This is a genomic window from Kitasatospora sp. NPDC114501 (genome assembly GCF_055633695.1).
This window is the reverse complement of the sequence record NZ_JBVKDS010000031.1, coordinates 23,588-41,764: the sequence shown is the minus strand read 5'-3', so window position 1 is coordinate 41,764 and position 18,177 is coordinate 23,588. Positions and strand designations below refer to the sequence as shown.

Below are 18,177 nucleotides of genomic sequence, written 5' to 3'. Positions count from 1 at the left end.
CCGGTGGAGCGGATGATGCGGGACGCGAAGATCACGCAGATCTACGAGGGCACCAACCAGGTCCAGCGGATCGTGATGGCCCGCAACCTCCCGTAGTCCGTCCACCTGCGACGACGCGCACCCACGGCCCCCGACCGCCCGTCCGCGGTCGGGGGCCGTATGTCGTCCGGCGTCGAACCGTCCTGGACGCGGCACCCGCGCCGGTGTCATAAATGATCGTCAATTCGTGGCCGAGGCATGACGATTGCGGGAGAACGACGATCATGGGAAACACCTCCGAGCAGCACCCCGCCGGCAGGGTCTGGCTGGTCACCGGCGCCAACTCCGGCTTCGGCCGGACGATCGCCGAGGCCGCGCTGGCGGCCGGCGACACCGTGGTGGCCGCCGCCCGGCGCCCGGGGACGCTGGCGGAACTGGCCGCGGCGCACCCCGACCGGCTGTTCCCGGTCGAGCTGGACGTCACCGACCAGGAGCGGATCCCGGCCGTGGTCGAGGAGACCGTGCGGCGGCACGGCCGGATCGACGTCCTGGTGAACAACGCCGGGCGCGGACTGATCGGCGCCGTCGAGGAGACCACCGACCGCGAGCTGCGGGACCTGATGGAGCTGCACTTCTTCGGCCCGGCCGCGCTCACCCGGGCCGTGCTGCCGCACCTGCGGGCCCAGGGCTCGGGCGCTGTGGTGCAGATGAGCAGCATGGGCGGCCGTTTCAGCTTCCCCGGGGTGGGCGCCTACTCGGCCACCAAGTTCGCCCTGGAGGGGCTGTCCGAGGCGCTGGCCAAGGAGGTGGCCGGCTTCGGGGTCAAGGTGCTGATCGTCGAGCCCGGCGCGTTCCGGACCGGCTTCGCGGGCGGCGGCGCGCTCGCCCACTCCGCCCCGATCGAGGCGTACGAGCCGGTGGTCTCCCCGGTCCGCACCGGGCTGCCGGACACCGACGGAAAGCAGCCCGGGGACCCGGTGAGGGCCGCCGAGGCGATCCTGGCCGCGCTGGCCGCCGAGCGGACCCCGCTGCGGCTGGCGCTCGGCAGTGACGCGGTGGACGGCGTCCTCGGCACCCTGGAAGCGGCGCGGCAGGAGGCCGAGGACTGGGCGGAGGTCGGCCGCGGCACCGACTTCCCGGCCGACGAGTAGCGACCTCCCGGCCGGGCGGCCAGCCCGCCGGGCGGCGGAAAAGCACGCGACGGCGGGCGGCCGCGCTCCGTAGGCTGCCCGCCATGTCGATCATGCCCGCCACACTCAGCCTGGCCCCCGTCACCCCCGCGAACGTGGATGCCGCCCTCGCCCTGCGGGTCCGCCCCGACCAGGAGGGCCTGGTCGCGCCGGTGGTGAAGTCGCTGGCCGAGGCGTACGCGTACGGGGAGACCGCCTGGCCCCGGTTGATCCTGGACGGCGAGCGGCCGGTCGGCTTCGTGATGGCCTTCTTCGACCTCGCCTTCTACCCGGACCGCCCCGGCGACCGCCCCCGCTCCGGCCTGTGGCGGCTGCTGATCGACGCCGAGCAGCAGCGCGGCGGCTACGGCCGCTTCGCCGTCGAGCAGGTCTGCGAGGAGATCCGCCGCCGCGGCGGCACCCGTGCGACGGTCACCTACGTCCCCGGTCCGAACGGCCCGGAGGGCTTCTACGCCCGTCTGGGCTTCCGTCCGACCGGGGAGCTGAGCGGCGACCAGGCCGTCGCCGAACTGGACCTCCCGCCGCTCAGCTGAGCAGCGCCGCCGCCTGCTCCCGCGCCTGCCGCAGCCAGTCGGCGCGCTCGGTGGCGGGGGAGTCGGTGACCGTGCGGAACACCGTCCGCCGTACGTCGGTGACGCCGACGTACGGCAGCACGCAGGCCGCCCAGATCCGCTCCAACGGGTCGCCGAACTCCTCGCGCTCCCGGGCCTCCGGGGTGTCCGAGGTGTTCAGCACCAGCGCCCGCCCGGCCCGCAGCAGCCCGGTGGGCTCGCCGTCGGCCGTCCCGAGCTTGTACGCGACGCCGGGTGCCAGCACCCGCTGCACCCAGCCGGTGAGCACCGCGGGCGGCATGCCCCACCAGTTGGGGTGGATCAGCACCAGCGCGTCCAGGGCGGCCACCTCGGCCCGGTGCAGGGCCAGTTGCGGGTCCTCGGGCCGCTCCGCCGCGGCCACCGTGCCGGTCTCCTCGGCGGTGAGCAGCGGCGCGAAGCCCTCCGCGTAGAGGTCGTGGGCGTGCACCTCGCAGCCGCGCCCGCGCAGTTCGTCGACCACGGCCCCGTACAGCGCGTGGTTGAAGCTGCCCGGCCGCGGATGCGCCAGGTAGACCCCGATCGTGCTCATCTTCCGTCCCCCTCGGTCTGGTTGGCGTGATCGATGCTACGGGTGGCGGCCGACGGCCGGTGGCCCGAGTCCGCCGGGTAGGGTCCCGGACCATGACCGAGCCGGACTTCCTCGCCGAGACCAGGGTGTTCTACGACGCCATCGCCACCGAGTACGCCGACCAATACCGGGACGCGCTGGGCGGGATGCCGATGGACCGGGCGATGCTGGCGCTCTTCGCCGACCTGGTCCGCGCCGAGCGGCCGGACGCCAGGACGGCCGAAGTCGGCTGCGGCCCGGGCCGGATGACCGGTCCGCTCCACCGGCTCGGCCTGGACGTGCACGGGATCGACCTCTCGCCGCGGATGGTCGAGCTGGCCCGGCGGGCCCACCCGGAGGTGCCGTTCAGCGTCGGCTCGATGTTCGACCTCCCCTTCGGGGACGGGGAGTTGACCGGGGTGGTGGCCTGGTACTCGATCATCCACACCCCGCTGGAGCGGCTCCCCGAGGTGTTCGCCGAGTTCGCCCGGGTGCTCGCCCCCGGCGGCCACCTGATGCTCGCCTTCCAGGTCGGCGACCGGCCCCTGCACCTGGAGCGGCCGTTCGGCCACCCGGTGTCGCTGGACTTCCGCCGGCTGCGGCCGGAGCAGGTCGAGGAGCTGGCCCGGGAGGCCGGTCTGCCGGTCACCTCCCGTACGGTCCGCGAGCCGGAGGGGGACGAGAGGACCCCGCAGGCCTACCTGCTGGCCCGAAAGCCGAAGGCCTGAGCCTCCGGCCGTTCTCAGGCGGTCCTCAGGCGGCCTCGGAGGCGGACGGCGGCTGCCCGGAGGCGGCCGCGATCACCTCGTCCAGCACCTCGCGGGAGCGCAGCAGGTCGCTGATCGTCCGGTCGATCCGCTCGCGCTCGGCGGTGAGCTCGTCGACCAGCAGCGGGGTGGCGATCTCGCTCGGGCTGCCGTCGGAGTCCCGCATGCAGGGGAGGATCTTGTAGATGGTGCGGCTGTGCAGGCCGGCCGCGAACAGCTCCTGGATGTGCACGACCCGGTCGACGGCGGCCTCCGGGTACTCCCGGTGGCCGCCCTCGGTGCGGCGGGCGGCCAGCAGGCCCTGCTGCTCGTAGTAGCGCAGCGAGCGCTCGCTCACGCCCGTCCGTCGGGCCAGTTCGCCGATCCGCATGCCGTCCACCCCACCGTCCCGGTCGTCCTGATCATCCTGGTCGTCCTGGTCGTCCCGTGCCAAGGCCTGGAGCCGGCATCGATGGTAGCTTCCCCGGCCCGGCCGGGAGGTGCGAACCGGACTGCGTACCCGGGCCGAGTGGCCGGATAACACAGCCGCGTCGGAACTCGCCCGACCGGGGGTACCGCGCGGTAGGCAGATGATCGTGCCATCATCCCTGCATGTCTTCCAACGTTTTCTTCGACATCACGATCAACGACGAGCCGGCCGGCCGGATCGTCTTCAAGCTGTACGACGACGTCGTTCCGCAGACCGCCCGCAACTTCCGCGAGCTGGCCACCGGCCAGAACGGCTTCGGCTACGAGGGCTCCGGCTTCCACCGCGTGATCCCCGCCTTCATGCTCCAGGGCGGTGACTTCACCAACCACAACGGCACCGGTGGCAAGAGCATCTACGGCGAGAAGTTCGCGGACGAGAACTTCCAGATCAAGCACACCCGCCCGGGCCTGCTGTCGATGGCCAACGCCGGCCGCAACACCAACGGCTCGCAGTTCTTCATCACCACCATCGTCACCGACTGGCTGGACGGCAAGCACGTCGTCTTCGGCGAGGTCGTCGAGGGCATGGACATCGTGACGAAGATCGAGGGCCTCGGCTCGCAGAGCGGCCGCACCTCGGCCAAGGTCACCATCGCCAAGTCCGGCGTGGTCGAGTAGTCACCGCCGCCACCTGGCACACCGCCCCGGAGCGGGACGTCGGATCTTCCGACCTCCCGCTCCGGGGCGGTTTCGTACCCGTCCGCTCCCGTTCCGGCGGCCGGGCGCGGTGCGGCGGGCAGGGTATCCCGGAGCGCCGCCCTCCGGGCCGGAACCGGGCAATCCTGTCGCCCTGCTTCGCCGGGGTCCTACGCTCGATGTCGGACGCGGCCCGACCGCGGCCGAACTCGACTCTGCGGCAAGGTGGTTGACCGATGATGGAGCAGGGCGCCGACGACGGCGAGGTGACCTACGAACAGGTGACGGTGGTGTCCCTGGCCGGCTGCGAGCCGGTCGCCCCGGCGCGGTTCGCCGTCCGGGTCGTCCGGGAGGGCATGACCGTCAAGCGCGTGGCGGGCTACTGGGTGCGCTGGGACGAGCGGTGGGGCCCGGACGAGGTCCGCCACCACGCCCGCTGGATCGCGGACGAGGAGTACGTCCGGCCGGAGACCGGCAGTCTGGACGGCACCCTCGCGGTGATGGTCGCCGCGTACTGGACGGACCCGGCGGGCGGCTTCCCGCGCCGCCCGGGCACCGAGACCGTGGTGACCTTCCGGCCCGGCGAGACCGAGCACGAACTGGTGCTGGAGCAGCCCGCACCGCCCGTCCCGGCCGTCGCCCCGCACCGCCCGGCGTCACTGTCTGTGCAGCTGACCCACGCGCGGTGGCTGAGCGGCGACGGGCAGCCGATCCACTACGGCTTCTCGGGTGCGACGGAGGCGGCCGGCGGCGAGGGGGAGTGGCTGGTCCGCTTCCCGGAGTGCGGCACCGGCCTGCTGCCGTACGTCTAGTCGGCTGCCGTACGTCCGGTTCGGGAGGGGCCCGCGGCCGGCTGGGCCGGCACCGGCGAGGCGCCCCAGTCGCCCGCCCGCATGCCCACCCTGCGTGCCGGAACGCCGGCCCAGATCTCGCCGGGCCCGGTCGAGCGGGTGAGCACCGCGTTGGCCCCGACGACGGTGCCCGCGCCGACGGTCAGCACGCCCTCCTTGCACACCACCTTGGCGCCCGCGCACAGCACCGCGCCGTCCTCGACCACCACCCGCCGCATCGCGCTCTCCTCCTGGGGCACCCAGGGGTCGGCCCGGCCGATGGTCACGCCGTTGTAGAGCGTCACGCCGGCGCCCAGGGTGGTGTACGGGTGCAGCACGGTGCCGAAGCCGCGGTGGAAGACGAGCAGTCCGGGCCCGATCTCGCAGGCGGCGGGCACCTCCATCCCGTAGAGCGCGAGCGCCTCCTGGACCAGGCGGCCCAGGAGGCGGTGGCGACGGCGGCGGATCAGCGCGGTGACGAGTGGCATCCACCCATTGTGGTGGCGCGGTCACGGGAAGTGGCGGACTACTTGAACTCCGGCACCGCGGTGTCGTTCCTGAAGGCGTCGAAGAGCTGCTTGGACTGCTTGGCGTCCCACAGCACGGCGGACTCGCCGGTCTTGGTCCGGAAGTCCGGATTGCCGATCGGGACGGTCACCGACTTGCCGCTGCCGCCGTTGACGTCCTTCATGGCGAGGAAGAGCGAGCCGAGGTCGGTCAGCCCGCAGTCCTCGTCGACGATCAGGGTGCCGAGCCCGGAGTCGACCAGCGGGTAGAAGGTGAACGGGTTCAGCAGGTTGCCCGGGGAGGCGGCCTGGTGGGCCAGGGCGCCGAGGAACTTCTGCTGGTTGCGCATCCGGCCGAGGTCCTGGTCGGCCATCTGGTGGCGCTGGCGGACGAAGGCCAGGGCCTGCTTGCCGCTGAGGGTCTGGTCGCCGGCCTTGAGGTCGAGGCCGGAGTCCTTGTCCTTGATGTCCTGGTCGATGTGCATCTCGACGCCGCCGATCGAGTCGACGATGCCGACGAAGCCGCCGAAGCCGATCTCGGCGTAGTGGTCGATCCGCAGGCCGGTGTTCTGCTCGACGGTCTGGACCAGCAGCCGGCCGCCGCCGTTGCCGAAGGCCGAGTTGATCTTCGCGGTGGTGCCCTTGACCGGCTTGCCGTTGGTGCCCGGGTGCTCGGGGATCGGCACCCAGGAGTCGCGCGGGATGCTCATCAGGGTGTTCCCGTTGTCCCCGACGTGCAGGATCATCATCGAGTCGCTGCGCTTACCCTCGGTGTCGTGTCCGGTGTGCAGGTCGTCCTGCTCGGAGTCGGTGAGGCCCTGGCGGCTGTCGGAGCCGACGATCAGCCAGTTGGTGCCCTTGCCCGCGGCCGGGCGGCCGGGGTAGTCGGCGAGCACGTTCTCGTGGTTGATCTTGGAGTCCGCCCAGAACCAGGTGGAGACGGCGGTCACCATGACGGCGATCAGCACGCCGAAGACCGTCCACTTCACGATCCGCCGGCGCGGCCAGCGCCGGGCCGCCGGGGGACCGGCCGGACGGGAGCCGCCGGGGCCGCCGGGGCCACCCGGGCCGCTGGGACGCCCCGGACCGGCGGGACGGCCACCGGGGGCGCCGGGCCCCTGCGGCGGGACGCCGCCGAGCCGGGAGGGCCCCGGCTGCCCCGGCCCCGCCTGGTGCCCCGGGTGTCCCTGGTGCCCCGGCTGCCGTGGCGCGGCCGCCCCCGGCCCGCGCGGGTTCAGCGAGGACGGCAGCGGCGGCTCGGCCGAGCCGCCTCCACCGTTGCCGCCGTACGGGTTCCCGCCGCCCCCCGGGCGGCCCTCCTGCCACGTGTTCATGCCGACGAGGATGCCCGACCCCGGTCGGGCTGACTCCCCCCGGGGTGCCTGCCAGGCCTCTTGTAGCAGTTTTGATGCACGTACCGGATCGTTCCGCCGCAACGTCCGGACATCCGGTGTTCCAGCTGCTGAAACGTTTCTTGACCAGCTCGAACACCGCGTGCTTGCATTCCGGGCATGGACCAGCGTTGGGCACTCACGCGTCGGCGGCACGTCGACCTGCGGCGCGGTGTGGCCTGTTCGCTCTGTCGCGGCTGACGCGCGCCGCCCGTCGAGTCCCCGCACTCCCCGCACGTCCGCCGACGTAGCGCCCCCGGTGCCGCCCTCCGGCACCGCTCCCGGCACCGGCCCCACCGCGGCGCCCTCCCCGCCGCCGCGCCCCGCCGCACCGCGCCGCCCCGCTTCCAGCAGAGGTGAACCCATGGCCGTCGTCCTGTCCGTTTCCGGCTCCCCGTCCGCCACCTCCCGCACCACCCGCCTGCTGCGCCACGTCGACGCGCGGCTCGCGGAGCGCGGCCACCACGTCGTCCCCTTCGAGGCCCGCAGCCTGCCCGCGCACGCGCTGCTGTCGGGCGACTTCGACCACCCCGGGATCGTCGCCGTCACCGAGCTGTTCGCCCGCGCCGACGGCGTGGTCATCGGCACCCCCGTCTACAAGGCCGCCTACTCGGGCCTGCTGAAGGCCCTGCTGGACGTGCTCCCGCAGCGCGCGCTGGCCGGCAAGACCGTCCTGCCGCTCGCCACCGGCGGCTCGCCCGCGCACGTCCTCGCGGTGGACTACGCCCTGCGCCCGGTGCTCAGCTCGATGGGCGCCGGCCACATCACCCAGGGCTGGTTCGTGCTCGACCGCCACGTCACCGCCCGGGAGGACGGGACGACCCTGGTGGAACGCGAGACCGAAGCGCTGCTGGCCCCCGTCGTGGAGGGCTTCGCCGCGGCCCTGGAGCGGCGGGCCGCACCCGCGCTGGCGGGCTGACGGACCGTCGCCGCGGCCCGTACGGGGCGTCCCCGAGGCGGGCCGCGGCGACCCCTAGGGGGAGCCGCCCGGTGCCCCGTAGAACCCTGGTTGAGCGGCTTCATTCCGGCGGATGACGAGCCCTCCGCCGACGACTCCTAACGTGGTTCACACATTCCCACCCGCCAGGAAGCGGCCCGGTTCCGTCGGGTCCGGTGGCCAGGTCCACCGGGAGGGTGGAGACAACTCCCGGTCGAGGACTACCGCCTGCGCCATGTCGCGCGGCGGGCGGGCCCGTGAGGCTGGGGTCCAACGGGTGAGCGCAACTTCCTTAGGAGAGTCCTGTGACGACGGCAGCAGCCGTGTACGACCCCCAGCTTCCCGGCGGAGCGTCCGCCGTCGCCGCGTCGGCCCGTCAGGTCACCAAGGCGTACGGCGCGGGCGAGACCAGGGTGACCGCGCTGGACGCGGTCGACGTCGACATCCAGCGCGGCCGGTTCACCGCGATCATGGGCCCCTCGGGCTCCGGCAAGTCCACCCTGATGCACTGCCTGGCGGGCCTCGACACGGTCAGCTCCGGGCGGATCCGGATCGGCGACACCGAGATCACCGGCCTCCGGGACAAGCAGCTCACCCGGCTCCGGCGCGACAAGATCGGCTTCATCTTCCAGGCGTTCAACCTGCTCCCGACCCTGACCGCGCTGGAGAACATCACCCTGCCGATGGACATCGCCGGGCGCCGGCCCGACCGGGCCTGGCTGGACCAGGTGGTGGAGACGGTCGGCCTGTCCGGCCGGCTCAGGCACCGCCCCGCCCAGCTCTCCGGAGGCCAGCAGCAGCGCGTCGCGGTGGCCCGGGCGCTGGCCGCCCGCCCCGAGATCATCTTCGGCGACGAGCCCACCGGGAACCTGGACTCCCGCTCCGGCGCCGAGGTGCTGACCTTCCTGCGCCGCTCGGTGGACGAGCTGGGCCAGACCATCGTGATGGTCACCCACGACCCGGTCGCCGCCGGCTACGCGGACCGCGTGCTCTTCCTCGCCGACGGCGTGATCGTGGACGAGATGCACGCGCCCACCGCCGACTCCGTCCTCGAACGCATGCGCCGTTTCGACGGCAAGCGCACCAGCTGATCGGCGGACCGACACCACCATGCTGCTCAGGACCTCACTGCGGAGCTTCTTCGCCCACAAGGGCCGGATGACGCTCTCCCTCATCGCCGTCGTGCTGTCGGTGGCCTTCGTCTCCGGCACCCTCGTCTTCTCCGACACCGCCACCGGCACCTTCGACAAGCTCTTCGCCGCCACCGCCTCGGACGTCTCGGTCCAGCCGCCCGAGCCGGCCGAGGACGAGGAGCAGCAGGCCGCCGTCAAGCCGCCGACCGTCCCGGTCGCGCTGGAGCGGCAGCTCGCCGCGCTGCCCGGGGTGAAGAACGCGGTCGGCCACGTCATGGTCGAGAACGCCGTCCTGGTCAACCCGGCCACCAACAAGCTGGTCGGCCCGACCACCGGCGCCCCCACCCTGGCCGGCAACTGGACCGACACCCCGAGCAACCCGGTGAAGATCACCTCCGGCCACACCCCGCGGGGCCCGACCGAGCTGGTGCTGGACGCCGACACCGCGAAGAAGGCCGGGCTCGGCCTCGGCGACCGGCTCCGGATCGAGAACCCGCTCGGCAGGCACGACTTCACCGTCGTCGGCATCGGCACGTTCACCACCACCAACCCGGGCGCGGCGCTCGCCTTCCTGGACACCCCGACCGCCCAGCAGGTGCTGCTCGGCGAGCAGGCCTTCAGCACCGTCGAGGCGTACGGCGACGGCAGCCGCGGCGACGACCGGCTCAAGGCGGACGCGCAGGCCGCGCTCGGCGGCGGGTACCGGGTGAAGACGGCGGCCGAGCAGAAGGCCGACCGCAGCGAGCAGGTCGGCAAGGGCCTGGGCTTCATGAAGTACGCGATGCTCGGCTTCGCCTTCGTCTCGGCGATCGTCGGCGCCTTCCTGATCGTCAACACCTTCTCGATGCTGGTCGCCCAGCGCACCCGGGAGATCGGCCTGCTGCGCGCCGTCGGCGGCAGCCGCCGACAGGTCAACCGCTCGGTGCTGGTCGAGGCGCTGATCCTGGGCGTGCTCGGCTCGACCCTCGGGGTCGCGGCCGGCCTGGGCGTGGCGGTCGGCCTGATCAGGCTGATGAGCGCGATCGGCATGGACCTCAAGGCGGCCGACCTGCAGATCGGGCCGGACGTCTTCGTCGCCGGGTACGCGCTGGGCATCGTGGTCACCCTCGTCGCGGCCTGGTTCCCGGCCCGCCGGGCGAGCCGGATCTCGCCGATGGCCGCGCTGCGCGACCACGGCACCCCGGCCGAGTCCCGGGCCAACCTGGTCCGCACCGTCCTCGGCCTGCTGCTGACGGCGGGCGGCGGCGCGCTGCTGGTGCTCGGCGCGGGGGCGGAGAAGGCGGCCACCGGCGGCCGGTACCTGGGCCTCGGCGTGGTGGTCACCCTGATCGGCTTCGTGGTGCTCGGCCCGCTGCTGGCCTCGGCCGTCGTCCGGGTGCTCGGCGCACTGCTGCCGGCGCTGTTCGGCCCGTCCGGCAGGCTCGCCCAGCGCAACGCAATGCGCAACCCGCGCCGCACCGGCGCCACCGCCGCCGCGCTGATGATCGGCCTGGCGCTGGTGATCGCCTCCGCGGTGTTCAGCTCCTCGGCCGTCACCTCGACCAGCGCCCAGATCGACAAGTCGGTGGGCACGGACTACATCATCTCCGGCGGCCGCACCGCCATTACCCCCGAGATGATGGACGCGGTCCGGAGGACCCCGGGCATCGACCACGTCACCACCCAGCGGTTCTTCGCCGCCAAGGTCCGGCTGCCGGACGGGCGGACGGCCAGGACCGAGCTGACAGCCGTGCCGCCGACCTTCTTCGGCAGCGACTTCCGGCCGACCGTCGACTCCGGGGCGGTGGACTCGATCCAGCGCGGGTCGCTGGGGATCGGCGCCGCCTTCGCCAAGGACCACGGCCTGAAGGTCGGCGACCATGTCACCGTCGAGTACGGCCGGGGCCGCACCCAGTCGGTACCGGTGGGCGCGGTCTTCGGCCGGGGCGAGCTGTTCGGCGACGGCTCCTTCGTGGCCGTGAACACCATGGAGAAGGCCGTCCCGGCCGCCGAGCAGCCGCCGGTGTGGACCTTCTTCGCCAAGGCCGCCCAGGGCGCCGACGTCGACCGGACGCTGGCCGCGCTGGAGGACGGGCTGAAGGAGTACCCGCAGCTGACCATCAAGGACCGGGCCGGCTACAAGGAGCTCGCCCGGTCCCAGGTCAACACTCTGCTGTACCTGATCTACGGGCTGGTCGCGCTGTCCATCACGGTCGCGGTGCTCGGCGTGGTCAACACCCTGGCGTTGTCGGTGGTCGAGCGGACCCGCGAGATCGGCCTGCTGCGGGCGATCGGGCTCTCCCGCCGCCAGCTGCGCCGGATGATCCGGCTGGAGTCCGTGGTGATCGCGGTGTTCGGCGCGGTCCTCGGCACCGGGCTGGGCCTGGCCTGGGGCGTCACCGCCCAGCGGGTGCTGCGGGAGCAGGGCCTCGCGACGCTCTCCGTCCCGACCGTCACGGTGGCGGTCACGCTGGCCGCCTCGGTGCTGATCGGCCTGTTCGCCGCGCTCGTCCCGGCCTTCCGGGCCGGACGGATGAACGTCCTCGCGGCCATCGCGACGGACTGACCCGGCGTCGGGGGGCGTCGGGGTAGGGGGAACGGGGGACAGGGGCCGGGTGCACAGCGCCCGGCCCCTGCGCCGTTTCCGCACCGCCGCCGGGGGCGCCACCGGGGACCGCCGCCGGGCGTGCGGTCCGTTTCCCAGGTGCTGAGATGATCGTCCGATGTTCCCCTCGGACGCCCCGCCCCTGCCCAGCGCCGCGCCCCTGACCAGCGCCGCCGCCGCCCGCTGGCGCGCCGCCCGGACCGCCTGGCGGCTGGACGGCCGCCGGCTCGCGCTGGTCCCGCTCGGGTTCGTGCTCCTGGCCGGTGCGGTGGAGCCGGACGTGGGCCGGTGCGACGTCCAGAACATCTGCCGGGACACCTGGGGCTCGGGACTGGCCGGCTGGTCGGTGCTGGCCGAGATCGTCCTGCTGGCCACCAGGGCCCGCGTCCGGGTGCTCGTCCCGCCGGTCGTCCTGGCGCTGCTCTGGTACCTCCCCGGGGGCCTGGTCACCCCGGTCGCCCGCTGGTCGGCGGTGCTGCTCCACGGCCTGCTCACCGCCGTCCTGCTCGGCGCCGAGGCCGGCCGCCGCCGCGCCCGCCAGCAGCTGGACGAGCTGATGGCCCCGCCCGTCCCCTACCCGTGGACCGCCGCCGGCGCGCCCTCGCCCGTCCACCGGGACGGCCCGCCCGTGCTGCGCCGCGCCCTCGGCGTCCTGCTGCTGGTGGTCGCCGCGGCCTTCCCGGTGTACGGCCTCTGGGCGCAGGCCCGGGCCGACTCCGCCGCCGAGCGGGCCACCCGGGTGACCGGCACCGCGGAGGGGAGCGACCGGGACGGCGTGCTGACCGTCCGCTTCCAGCCGCCCGGCGGCGGCCCCGAGCGCACCGCCGCCCTGGACGTCTGGTGGCAGCGCCGCCCCCAGCCCGGCGAGCCCGTCCCACTGCTGGTGGACGGCGACGCGGTGCGCGCCCTGGGCGACGACTACGACGTCTCCGGCCAGCTGAGCGCCGGCGGCCTGATCGCCCTGCCCGGCCTGGTGCTGCTCGGCTCGGCCGCCGTCGCGAGCGCCCGCCGGAGCCGGCCCGCCTTCGTCGGCGCGGCCCCCGCGCTCGCCGTACGGGTGCGCGCCGACTCCCGCGGCGACCTGCTGGTGCTGCCGCTGGACGGCCCGCCGGACGGCCCGGGGCTCTGGCGGCTGGTCGAGCGCGACCGCTACCGCTGGGCCCGGCACGCCGCCCCGGACGGCGAGGCCCCGGCCTGGGTGCCCGAACACCAGACGACCGAGGACGAGGACGCCGACTACCCCGACCCGCTGCTCGACCACGACGAGGACGAGGCGGGGGACGAGGAGCCGTACGACCGCGCGACCCCGGCCGAGGCCGCCGAGTGGCTGGCCCGGGCCGGCCGCAGCGTGCCCGCTGTGCTGTACGTCGGCCCCGACGGCCCCGACCACCAGCTCCTCGTCCGCCCCGGCCTGCTGGACGGCGACCCCCACTGGGTGGCGGCCGTGGTCGCCCCCGCCGCCCGGGCCCCGCGCTTCGGCCGGCGCTCCGGGCGCTACCGGGAACGCGACCAGGCCGTCGCCGCGCTGACCGCCGAGACCGTCGCCGCCGCCCCCGAGGCCGGGCCGGAGGCCGAACCGCTGGCCGCCCGCCGCTGGGAGATGCCGCTGCCGCTGCGGGCGTCGGCCGGACCGCTGGCGGCGCTGGTGGTCGCCGCCGCCGTCGTGCTGCTCGACGACGACGGCTGGTGGGAAGGGCTGCTGCGCCCGCTGTGGATCGGCTCGCTGGCCATCCTCGCCTGCGCCCAGACGCTGTCCTGGCAGCTGGTGGCCGACCGCAACGGCCTGCGGGTGGCCACCGCGCTGCGCACCCGCAGCTACCGGTGGGCGGAGATCTCCGCGGCGGCGGTGCACCGCGACCTGCTCACGATCCGGCTGCACGGCGGCCGGGAGTTCTCCTTCTTCAGCCGTCCGACGGTCTGGCTGGCCGCCTTCTTCGGCGGCCGGTACGACCCGGTGGCGCTGGCCCGGACCGTCGCCACCGCCGCCCACCGGCCCGACCTGCGCCCGGCGCAGGCCCTGCCGGACCGGCTGGGCGGCCCCCAGCACCTGGTGAACCGGCTCGCGCTGACCGGTTACGCGGTGTTCACCGTGGCCCACTACGCACTCTGAATCCGCCCCGGACCGGCACCGGATCCACACCGCTTCCGGCCTGTGCGTAAGGGGTAGTACGGTGTCCTTGATCACAGGACCGGTGCCGCGCCGCGAGGCGCCCCGGGCCGCCCAGACCGGGACAAGACGGGGACGTGTCCGCACCGGTACGGTTGGCCCCGATGAACACCAAGGCTGCTGAGGAGCTGCCGGCTGTTTCCGTGATCATGCCGGTGCTCAACGAGGAACGTCACCTGCGCACGGCGGTCCGGCGCATCCTGGACCAGGAGTACCCCGGGCCGATGGAGGTGGTGATCGCCCTCGGTCCCTCCACCGACCGCACCGCGGAGATCGCGGCCGAGCTGGTGGCGGAGGACCCGCGGGTGCGGACGGTGGCGAACCCCACCGGCCGGACGCCGGCCGGGCTGAACGCCGCGATCCGGGGCTCCCGGCACCCCATAATCGTGCGCGTGGACGGGCACGGCCTGCTCACGCCCGGCTACATCACCACGGCGGTCCGGCTGCTCGGCGAGATGGACGCGGCCAACGTCGGCGGCATCATGTACGCCGAGGGCGAGACCGAGTGGGAGAACGCGGTCGCCGCCGCGATGACCTCCAAGATCGGCGTCGGGAACGCGGCCTTCCACACCGGCGGCCTGGCCGGCCCGGCGGACACCGTCTACCTCGGGGTGTTCCGGCGCGAGGTGCTGGAGAAGCTCGGCGGCTACAACGAGGAGTTCATCCGCGCCCAGGACTGGGAGCTGAACTACCGGATCCGCCAGGACGGCGGCCTGGTCTGGTTCACCCCGCAGCTCAAGGTGACGTACCGGCCCCGCCCCTCGGTGCGGGCGCTGGCCAAGCAGTACAAGGACTACGGCCGCTGGCGCCGGGTGGTCACCCGCTACCACCGCGGCTCGGTCAACCTGCGCTACCTCGCCCCGCCGGCCGCGCTGGCGGCGGTCATCCTCGGGCTGGTGCTGGGCGCCGCCGTCCACCCGGCCTTCCTCGCGGTGCCCGGTGCCTACCTGCTGGGCATCCTCGGCGGCGCGGCGGTCGAGGGCCGCGGCCTGTCCTTCCGGGCCAGGGCGCTGCTGCCGGTGGCCCTCGCGACCATGCACCTCAGCTGGGGCTTCGGCTTCCTGACCTCACCGCGCTCGCTGGCCCGGAGAGTGATCGCCAGCGTCGGCCCGTCCTCCAAGGACGTGCTCTCGAAGACCGGCTGATTCGTTTCCGCACCGCTGTCGTCGGTGCGCACGGCGGCAGTTGAGGGCGGGTCGGGTGCGGCCCGGGCCGAGCCGGGCGCGGACGCCGGCGAACGGGCCGCGGCCGGCGCCGGGCCGGCGAACCGCTGCGGCCCGCCGGGGCGGCCGCGGGCAGCGCCCCCGGACCGCCGAGCGGTACCGCGAGGAGGACGGAACCCTCGTGCCGCTGCGGCTACTTGGCGCAGACGTCGGTGTCGTCCGCCTGCACCCGCTGGAGGTCCTCGGGCGCCTCGGTGGGCACCGTCGGCGCGGTGGTGGGGGCGGCGTCCAGCACGTCCTTGCCGAGCACCAGCAGCAGCCCGCCCCTCGGGTCCGACTTCGCGGCCGGGCGGAGGGCGTCACCGGGCAGGCCGAGGGCGGCGGCCAGCGCGTTCGCCTCGGCCTCCAGCCCGGCCGGGTAGGACACCGTGGTGGTCGCGGCGGGCGGGGCGTCGCTGCCCACCGCGGCCTTGGCGAAGCCCTTCGCCCGGAGCTTCTCCACCGTCGGCCCGGACTGCCCGCGCTTGCCGCTGCCGTTGCGCACCGTCAGCTGGACGCCCTTGGTGTCGGCGGCCGCGGCGGTGGCGGCCGGGGCCGGCGGCGCGGCCGCGGCACCGGTGGCCGGTGCCTCGGGGGCGGGCGGGGCGGCGGTCTCGGTCAGCGAGCGGTCGGCCGCGACCATCGCGAACAGCTGCCCGGCGTCCGGCTGCTTGAGGATCACCCGGTTCTCGTCCTTGGGGTCGTCCAGGACGGGCGCGGTGGTGAAGGTGATGTTCTTGGTGTCCACCTTGCCGATGTCCAGCGCGAGGTCCTTGAGCTTGTCCACGCTGCCGATGCCGGAGTCCACGGTGAGCGCCTTGGTGGCGGCGTCCGCGAGCTTGAAGAGCTTGGTCGGGCTGGTCAGGGTGTCATCGCTCTTGATCTTGCGGATCATCGAGCTGATGAACTGCTGCTGGAGCGGGATCCGGGTGAGGTCGCCGCCCTGGCCGACCGCGTGCCGGGTGCGGACGAAGGCCAGTGCCTCGTCGCCCTGCACGACGTGCCGCCCCTTGGTCATCTTGAGGTGGGACCCGGAGTCGTTGATGTCCTTGGCCGCGCAGACCTCGACCCCGCCGACCGCGGTGGAAAGGGTCTTCACCGCCTCGAAGTTGACCTGGACGAAGTGGTCGACCCGGATCCCGGTGTTCTTCTCGACGGTCTTCCAGGTGCAGCCCGCGTCGCGCCCCTCCTGGCCGAGGCTGTTGTTGAACTCGGCCCGCGCCGAGCCCGGGATCCGCTTCCCCTGGGCGTTCTGGCACTCCGGGATCGGCACCATCAGGTCGCGCGGGAGGCTGACCACCGTCGCGTTGGAGCGGTCCTTGGCGATGTGGAACAGCAGCGTGGTGTCGGCGTGCCCGGTGCTGCCCTCGTCGCCGTACTCCCGCCCGAGGCCCTCCCGGCTGTCCGTGCCGATCACCAGGACGTTCAGCGCGTCCCCGGCGGCCGGGGGCCGCTCGGACTCGTCGCCGAGCTGGACCTTGACGGAGGTCAGGTTGTCGTTGAAGTGCCGGTACAGGTAGTACGCCCCGCTGCAGCCCGCCACCATCACCAGGGCGCCCGCCCCGGCCGTCCACTTGAGGGCCCGTCGGCGCCGGCTGCGCTTGGCGATCGCGGCCGCCCGCCGCCGGCTGTCCCGGCGGCCCTCCGGGGCCGGTGCCGCGGGCGTCTCGGCGGCCCGACGGCGCTGCCGGGGGACGCCCGGCGCGGGCTCCACCCGGTACCGGCCGGCTTCCGGTTGCTCCTCGTGCACGGGGGTCCCCTAGCGTCGACCGGTCACGGCTGCGGACCACCCGTACGGACGGACCGATCCGGACACACTAGACGAGCCGCGCGGGGTAGTCGTTCCCGGTGTGATCTCCGCCATGTTCCGGCAGTGCGGAGGTAAATACCGCTCGTGGCCGAGCAATTGCCGAAACGACCGGGTCGGCCGGCGGTGGTCGGGGCGGTCGCGGCGGCCGGGGGAGGCGGGCTCAGTGCGGGGCGCAGGCGTCCACGTCGGCGGTGCGTCCCTCGAAGGTGGGAGAGGCGCCCGCCGAGGGCGACGCCTGCGCCACCGCCGCCACCCCGCCCGCCGGGCCCGTCCCGGCACCCGGCCGCGGGCCCGCCCCGGTGGTGGGGACCGCCCCGGGCCGCGGGCCCGGCGAGGGCGCGGACCCGGGCGGCCGGACGGCGACCGGCCGGTCGTCCCGCAGCGCCGCGAACAGCTGGCCGGTCTGCGGCTGCACGAACTCGTCCCGGTCCGAGTCGTAGCGGTACGGGCGGCGCGGTGCGGTCAGCAGGACCACGTCCGCCGAGGGGACGCCGCGCAGGTCCTGGGTGAGGTCGTACAGCGCGCCGAGCGAGGAGAGCGCGCCGTCGGCCCGGACGGAGGAGGTCGCGGCGTCCAGCACCGGCCACAGCTTCGCCGGGTTCAGCAGCACGCCCTGCGACTGCACCTTGCGGACCAGCGCGGCCAGGAACTGCTGCTGGCGGCCCATGCGTTGGGTGTCGCTGCCGTCGCCCAGGCTCTCCCGGGCCCGGACGTAGCCGAGCGCCTGCTCGCCGCGCAGGGTCTGCCGGCCGGCGGGCAGGTCGAGCTTGGCGTCCTTGTCGTGGATCGGCTGCGGCACGCACACCTCGACCCCGCCGATCGTGTCCACCATCGTCTTGAAGCCGCTGAAGTCGAGGATCACGTAGTGGTCGATCCGGATGCCGCTCAGCTGCTCGACGGTCCGGATCGAGCAGGCCGGGCCGCCCGTCTCGAAGGCCCGGTTGAACTGCATCAGCGCCGGCCTGCTGCGGGTGCCGTCCGGCTGCTCGCAGGCGGGCACGGTGACCATGACATCGCGCGGGACGGAGACCGCCGTCGCGTGCCTCCGGTCGGCGGCCAGGTGCAGCAGGATCGTGGTGTCCGAGCGCTGGGTGCCCGCCTCGCCGCCGTACGAGCCGTTCGCGCCGGAGCGGTCGTCGCTGCCGATCAGCAGGATGTTCTGGGCGCCCCGGGCCCCGGCGGTGCGGCTCGGCCGCTCGGCCTCCAGCTTGGCGAGCAGCCGGTCGGTGGCCGAGTCGGTGCGGATGTTGCCGTCCAGCTTGCGGTAGGCGACCCAGAGCAGTGCCCCGGTGGCGACCAGCAGGAACGCGACGGCGCCGGCGGTGATCATCAGCCACCGCCGGCGCCTGCGCGGGCGTCCGGTCCCGCCCGGAGGCGGGCCCGTGGGCGGACCGTCCCGCCCGGGGTCGTTCGTCGGGGGAGTGGCGGTCGGGGGGT

The 18,177-nt window shown here is 74.2% G+C and carries 17 protein-coding genes; 11 read left to right on the top strand and 6 right to left on the bottom strand.

Annotated features, from left to right (window positions below; translation table 11 throughout):
• The 3 genes from ACZ7RU_RS36370 to ACZ7RU_RS36360 all read left to right on the top strand — a co-directional run.
• A partial coding sequence (locus ACZ7RU_RS36370) for an acyl-CoA dehydrogenase family protein (protein WP_157849844.1) occupies positions 1 to 96 on the top strand: 96 nt, incomplete at its 5' end.
• 167 nt (positions 97 to 263) lie between these two features.
• A complete protein-coding gene (locus ACZ7RU_RS36365) occupies positions 264 to 1,130 on the top strand; it encodes an oxidoreductase (RefSeq protein ID WP_470345288.1) in 867 nt (288 codons plus the stop codon).
• 92 nt (positions 1,131 to 1,222) lie between these two features.
• The gene (locus ACZ7RU_RS36360) at positions 1,223 to 1,702 is read left to right on the top strand and encodes a GNAT family N-acetyltransferase (protein ID WP_470345290.1); all 480 of its coding nucleotides are present in this window, start codon (positions 1,223 to 1,225) and stop codon (positions 1,700 to 1,702) included.
• Here the strand turns inward: ACZ7RU_RS36360 and ACZ7RU_RS36355 are convergent.
• The gene (locus ACZ7RU_RS36355) at positions 1,695 to 2,291 is read right to left on the bottom strand and encodes an NAD(P)H-dependent oxidoreductase (RefSeq protein WP_470345287.1); all 597 of its coding nucleotides are present in this window, start codon (positions 2,289 to 2,291) and stop codon (positions 1,695 to 1,697) included. The genes ACZ7RU_RS36360 and ACZ7RU_RS36355 overlap by 8 nt on opposite strands.
• Positions 2,292 to 2,383: 92 nt before the next feature.
• On the opposite strand from ACZ7RU_RS36355, the gene ACZ7RU_RS36350 reads away from it, so the two are divergent.
• Entirely contained in the window at positions 2,384 to 3,037 is a 654-nt protein-coding gene (locus ACZ7RU_RS36350) for a class I SAM-dependent DNA methyltransferase (RefSeq protein ID WP_470345286.1), read from the top strand.
• A gap of 25 nt (positions 3,038 to 3,062) precedes the next feature.
• Here ACZ7RU_RS36350 and ACZ7RU_RS36345 read toward each other — a convergent pair whose 3' ends face one another.
• Positions 3,063 to 3,446: a MerR family transcriptional regulator gene (locus tag ACZ7RU_RS36345; protein WP_470345289.1), complete on the bottom strand. Its 384-nt coding sequence runs from the start codon at positions 3,444 to 3,446 to the stop codon at positions 3,063 to 3,065.
• A 221-nt stretch (positions 3,447 to 3,667) separates the two neighbouring features.
• On the opposite strand from ACZ7RU_RS36345, the gene ACZ7RU_RS36340 reads away from it, so the two are divergent.
• Both ACZ7RU_RS36340 and ACZ7RU_RS36335 read left to right on the top strand, forming a co-directional pair.
• Positions 3,668 to 4,162 (top strand): peptidylprolyl isomerase, encoded by a 495-nt coding sequence (locus ACZ7RU_RS36340; protein WP_470345285.1) that lies wholly within the window; start codon positions 3,668 to 3,670, stop codon positions 4,160 to 4,162.
• Positions 4,163 to 4,416: 254 nt separating this feature from the next.
• A complete protein-coding gene (locus ACZ7RU_RS36335) occupies positions 4,417 to 4,992 on the top strand; it encodes a hypothetical protein (RefSeq protein ID WP_470345284.1) in 576 nt (191 codons plus the stop codon).
• On the opposite strand, the gene ACZ7RU_RS36330 is transcribed toward ACZ7RU_RS36335, so the two are convergent.
• Together ACZ7RU_RS36330 and ACZ7RU_RS36325 are read right to left on the bottom strand one after the other, a co-directional pair.
• The gene (locus ACZ7RU_RS36330; RefSeq protein WP_470345283.1) at positions 4,989 to 5,498 is read right to left on the bottom strand and encodes an LbetaH domain-containing protein; all 510 of its coding nucleotides are present in this window, start codon (positions 5,496 to 5,498) and stop codon (positions 4,989 to 4,991) included. The two genes, ACZ7RU_RS36335 and ACZ7RU_RS36330, sit on opposite strands and share 4 nt — an antisense overlap.
• A gap of 38 nt (positions 5,499 to 5,536) precedes the next feature.
• On the bottom strand, positions 5,537 to 6,850 hold the full coding sequence (locus ACZ7RU_RS36325; protein WP_470345282.1) for an LCP family protein: 1,314 nt from the start codon (positions 6,848 to 6,850) through the stop codon (positions 5,537 to 5,539).
• A gap of 421 nt (positions 6,851 to 7,271) precedes the next feature.
• Here ACZ7RU_RS36325 and ssuE point away from each other — a divergent pair, with 421 nt between their 5' ends.
• The 5 genes from ssuE to ACZ7RU_RS36300 all read left to right on the top strand — a co-directional run bounded on the left by ssuE (position 7,272) and on the right by ACZ7RU_RS36300 (position 14,873).
• Positions 7,272 to 7,826 (top strand): NADPH-dependent FMN reductase, encoded by a 555-nt coding sequence (gene ssuE / locus ACZ7RU_RS36320; RefSeq protein WP_470345281.1) that lies wholly within the window; start codon positions 7,272 to 7,274, stop codon positions 7,824 to 7,826.
• Positions 7,827 to 8,149: 323 nt separating this feature from the next.
• Positions 8,150 to 8,935 carry an ABC transporter ATP-binding protein gene (locus tag ACZ7RU_RS36315; RefSeq protein ID WP_470345280.1) on the top strand — a complete coding sequence of 262 codons (786 nt, stop codon included), beginning with the start codon at positions 8,150 to 8,152 and terminating at the stop codon, positions 8,933 to 8,935.
• Between the two features lie 19 nt (positions 8,936 to 8,954).
• On the top strand, positions 8,955 to 11,522 hold the full coding sequence (locus ACZ7RU_RS36310) for an ABC transporter permease (RefSeq protein ID WP_470345279.1): 2,568 nt from the start codon (positions 8,955 to 8,957) through the stop codon (positions 11,520 to 11,522).
• Between the two features lie 157 nt (positions 11,523 to 11,679).
• Complete coding sequence (locus tag ACZ7RU_RS36305) at positions 11,680 to 13,671, top strand: hypothetical protein (protein ID WP_470345278.1); 1,992 nt, start codon at positions 11,680 to 11,682, stop codon at positions 13,669 to 13,671.
• Positions 13,672 to 13,832: 161 nt separating this feature from the next.
• Entirely contained in the window at positions 13,833 to 14,873 is a 1,041-nt protein-coding gene (locus ACZ7RU_RS36300; RefSeq protein ID WP_470345277.1) for a glycosyltransferase family 2 protein, read from the top strand.
• A 211-nt stretch (positions 14,874 to 15,084) separates the two neighbouring features.
• Here ACZ7RU_RS36300 and ACZ7RU_RS36295 read toward each other — a convergent pair whose 3' ends face one another.
• Positions 15,085 to 16,680 (bottom strand): LCP family protein, encoded by a 1,596-nt coding sequence (locus ACZ7RU_RS36295; RefSeq protein WP_470345276.1) that lies wholly within the window; start codon positions 16,678 to 16,680, stop codon positions 15,085 to 15,087.
• 220 nt (positions 16,681 to 16,900) lie between these two features.
• Complete coding sequence (locus ACZ7RU_RS36290) at positions 16,901 to 18,070, bottom strand: LCP family protein (RefSeq protein WP_470345275.1); 1,170 nt, start codon at positions 18,068 to 18,070, stop codon at positions 16,901 to 16,903.
• Positions 18,071 to 18,177: the final 107 nt, after the last annotated feature.

Excerpts from the sequence above, each read along its gene's own strand:
- ACZ7RU_RS36325 (WP_470345282.1), bottom strand. The coding sequence starts at position 6,850 with ATGAACACGTGGCAGGAGGGCCGCCCGGGGGGCGGCGGGAACCCGTAC.
- ssuE (WP_470345281.1), top strand. The coding sequence starts at position 7,272 with ATGGCCGTCGTCCTGTCCGTTTCCGGCTCCCCGTCCGCCACCTCCCGC.
- ACZ7RU_RS36310 (WP_470345279.1), top strand. The coding sequence starts at position 8,955 with ATGCTGCTCAGGACCTCACTGCGGAGCTTCTTCGCCCACAAGGGCCGG.
- ACZ7RU_RS36345 (WP_470345289.1), bottom strand. The coding sequence starts at position 3,446 with ATGCGGATCGGCGAACTGGCCCGACGGACGGGCGTGAGCGAGCGCTCG.
- ACZ7RU_RS36305 (WP_470345278.1), top strand. The coding sequence starts at position 11,680 with ATGTTCCCCTCGGACGCCCCGCCCCTGCCCAGCGCCGCGCCCCTGACC.
- ACZ7RU_RS36330 (WP_470345283.1), bottom strand. The coding sequence starts at position 5,498 with ATGCCACTCGTCACCGCGCTGATCCGCCGCCGTCGCCACCGCCTCCTG.
- ACZ7RU_RS36355 (WP_470345287.1), bottom strand. The coding sequence starts at position 2,291 with ATGAGCACGATCGGGGTCTACCTGGCGCATCCGCGGCCGGGCAGCTTC.
- ACZ7RU_RS36360 (WP_470345290.1), top strand. The coding sequence starts at position 1,223 with ATGCCCGCCACACTCAGCCTGGCCCCCGTCACCCCCGCGAACGTGGAT.
- ACZ7RU_RS36335 (WP_470345284.1), top strand. The coding sequence starts at position 4,417 with ATGATGGAGCAGGGCGCCGACGACGGCGAGGTGACCTACGAACAGGTG.
- ACZ7RU_RS36340 (WP_470345285.1), top strand. The coding sequence starts at position 3,668 with ATGTCTTCCAACGTTTTCTTCGACATCACGATCAACGACGAGCCGGCC.
- ACZ7RU_RS36350 (WP_470345286.1), top strand. The coding sequence starts at position 2,384 with ATGACCGAGCCGGACTTCCTCGCCGAGACCAGGGTGTTCTACGACGCC.
- ACZ7RU_RS36290 (WP_470345275.1), bottom strand. The coding sequence starts at position 18,070 with ATGATCACCGCCGGCGCCGTCGCGTTCCTGCTGGTCGCCACCGGGGCA.
- ACZ7RU_RS36365 (WP_470345288.1), top strand. The coding sequence starts at position 264 with ATGGGAAACACCTCCGAGCAGCACCCCGCCGGCAGGGTCTGGCTGGTC.
- ACZ7RU_RS36300 (WP_470345277.1), top strand. The coding sequence starts at position 13,833 with ATGAACACCAAGGCTGCTGAGGAGCTGCCGGCTGTTTCCGTGATCATG.